We start from the raw sequence: 3,049 nt of genomic DNA on the forward strand, positions 1-3,049 counted from the left end.
TTGAGATGCATCAGGCCGTTAACAGAAAACAGCCGCAGTATAGCGCTGTTACGCTCAAAAGGATCAAATGATGCGCATAACTGTCGGATGCTCCCTATGGTTTGGCTCTTCGTCGAATCAAGTGGATTTGGGCAAACTTTATATCGGTGCAGCCAGCAGATAGATCATGCTGATGAACGTATCATCGTTTTTGTATCCCCTCGCTCTGCATTTTGCTGCCTGGAAGATGCCGTTGAGCGCTTCTATCCTGGCGTTGTTGTGGCCTGAAACCCAACGTGCAAGAATGGCTTCGTGATGCGCCCCTACTGTAATTCTTCGCCGATATGTGAGAGTTGGATCGTTACTTTTGGCACTTAATCGCGGTGCTGATCGGTGTGCGGTGTCCGGTCAAGTACCTTGTTCCGGCGCAAGGCGACGGGGCAAGGGGCTTGACGAAGTCAGCACCGCGATTCCTGGCGGCGCAGCCGCCAGGAACGGTGAAATAACCTGCCGGCCGACGTATTGCCCACCTTTTAAGAGCGCGGCTATTTCGGGTCAGGTTTATTGACTTGTTAGCCCTTTTCCTTTTTCAATTTAACTATAGCTTGCTCGCAAGTAAGTATAGACTCCAGCATGGAAGTAGGAAAAAGAATATAGTTGTGAGACAACCATTGTTGTTTTTCTGATTGTTTACTTCTTTTTCGCTCTCTTTATAAATGATGAAGTCGAGCGCATCATCTTTATCGTAAAGATTATCTTCCATCTTGGTATAATAATTCTTAAATTTTTTGATTTAAATGAGTATATGATGCCAAAATTTCAGAAGCAACTTTTTGTTGAGATTCATGGGATGGTGGATAGGATAAGTGCTTTATCGGACACATGATTATTTCTTTTCCTGAGGTTGTATGTCCAGAGTATCTGTGACCCATTGCTTCCGTTATTTTATCAGGGATAACTTTATTAAATTTAACCATAGAAGAGATTATTTCTAACGCGTCATTGCCCATTGGAACTAATATGTTTATTCCTTCATTTTCTATTAGTTGTTCAATGAATTTTTTTTGATGGAGCAAAGTTCGTGATTTCTCTTCTGCTGTGTCTCCATACCATCCGTTTTTGCTTTTGTATCGTATCGCTTGTGAAAGTATAGCATGTTCCCCTAACGCGAAGGAACCATTACAAATATGGTTGAGATATTTTTTTCCAAAATTTTCAATTGAATTCCAAAGCTTAGGCTTTCCTGTAGACCCGTTTTTGTATTTAATTGTTAATTTTTCCATACGATCTCTATTTGCCGGATCAAATCTCTTCCGGAAATATGTGTCATACTGTTCAAAAGTTAAACCTTCTTCATAACATGGAATAATTTCATCAAAAGTAACACTCGGATTTAACCCAATAAATGCAATACCCAAAGATGCTTTTTTGCCGGAAAATGGTTCTGGTAGCTGATAAGGTGTGTAGCCATTTCTTTTTTGCCATTGATAGAAATGACGACAAGGGTGATTAGGATTTTTGACTGATTCTATGGCATCATCAAAGACCATTTTGCTATAATTTTTACTGATTTCCATTTTTACCTCCTATTGGCTAATCGCGGTGCTTGACGAAGTCAGCACCGCGATTCCTGGCGGCGCAGCCGCCAAGAACGCCTGAATTAAGCCGCGCCGCGAAGCGGCGTCGGCTTGAATGAATTGTGTACGCCCGGCATGGGCGTGATCTTATGGGGTGAAAGTCCCCTGTATGTAAACCCTGTTACTGTCGTGATGACAGGAGCATAAATACTAGCCGAAAGCAAGGGCGATCTCGCGAGGGCTCGTCTGGAGGAAGCTGGAGCGCAAAGCTATGAGTCGACGAACAGAAACGGCATACAAGGCCGAGCCTCCAGGTAAGTCAGCACAACATGACAACGCCTCGGGTTGGGGAGATACGGTAAATGCCGCGATTGCATAGTGAAAGATCACGTCCTTATCCGGGGAGACCTGTCCGGTATGCGATCCAACTCCCGTTGGAAAGCGCCATGCATGGCAACATGCCTGGTTCCCAGGCAGGAGTCAGCAGAGGTCATAGTAGTCCGCCGCCAGCGGATGAAGGACCGAACCCAGAGAAGGGAAAGGATCCGTCATGCTCGACCAGTGCGATGAACCCGACCGGGGGAGCAGTTGGTCGGCGCGTTGGCGGTAAACCCGATCCCGATGAATACCTGTTGGAGCGGATTCTTTCCCGAGCCAACCTGAGTGAAGCCTGGAAACGGGTCAAGGCTAATCGTGGAGCGCCGGGTGTGGATGACATGCCCATAGACGACTTCATGGCCTATGCTTGGGAGCATTGGCCGGGGATCCGCTCGTCCATCTTTGCAAACAGTTACAAACCATTACCGGTCAAGAGGGTGGAGATTCCGAAGGCAACGGGGGGCACGCGTCCTCTGGGGATCCCCGCTGTCCTTGACCGCCTGATCCAGCAAGCCATTGCTCAGGTACTGGTGCCGATCTTTGATCCTGGCTTTTCGGAGGCCAGCTTTGGCTTCCGTAAAGGGCTGTCTGCCCACGATGCCGTGTACCAGGTGCGCCATTACATCCGCGAGGGATACCGCGTGGCTGTCGATGCCGACCTGGCAAAGTTTTTCGACACGGTGGAGCACGATGTGCTCATGGCCAGGGTCAGTAGAAAGGTGCGTGACAAGCGCGTCTTGAAGCTGATCGGTACATACCTGCGAGCAGGAGTGGTGATAGGCAACCGCCTTCACGAGACCCGCAAGGGTGTTCCGCAGGGCGGTCCACTTTCACCACTGCTCAGCAACATCCTCCTGGATGAGCTTGACAAGGAACTGGAAGGGCGAAGCCATCGCTGTGCCCGCTATGCCGATGACTTCGTTATCTTGGTGAAGAGTCGTCGGGCGGGTGAGCGGGTCATGGCCAGTGTCACCCGGTTCCTGGAAAGGAAGCTCAAGCTCAAAGTCAACCAGGAGAAAAGGGGAGTATCCGATAGTTATGCGTTAAAAGCGCCCAATTCAGATCGGTATGAAATGATATAAAAACAGCGTGTTGGAGCAGAAAATGCTATAAAT

At 48.2% G+C, this 3,049-nt stretch carries 1 protein-coding gene and 2 pseudogenes; 1 reads left to right on the forward strand and 2 read right to left on the reverse strand.

What is annotated here, in order from left to right; translation table 11 throughout:
- Positions 1-138: 138 nt before the first annotated feature.
- Positions 139-297, reverse strand: a pseudogene (locus Q362_RS23230) (transposase); the annotation flags it as partial.
- A 461-nt stretch (positions 298-758) separates the two neighbouring features.
- Complete coding sequence (locus Q362_RS23935) at positions 759-1,556, reverse strand: hypothetical protein (RefSeq protein ID WP_157470331.1); 798 nt, start codon at positions 1,554-1,556, stop codon at positions 759-761.
- 566 nt (positions 1,557-2,122) lie between these two features.
- Between Q362_RS23935 and ltrA the strand changes: the two are divergent.
- A pseudogene (gene ltrA / locus Q362_RS21620) lies at positions 2,123-2,965 on the forward strand (group II intron reverse transcriptase/maturase); the annotation flags it as partial.
- Positions 2,966-3,049 lie beyond the last annotated feature (84 nt).

The organism is Desulfobulbus elongatus DSM 2908, from assembly GCF_000621145.1.
Taxonomy (GTDB): Bacteria; Desulfobacterota; Desulfobulbia; order Desulfobulbales; family Desulfobulbaceae; genus Desulfobulbus; species Desulfobulbus elongatus.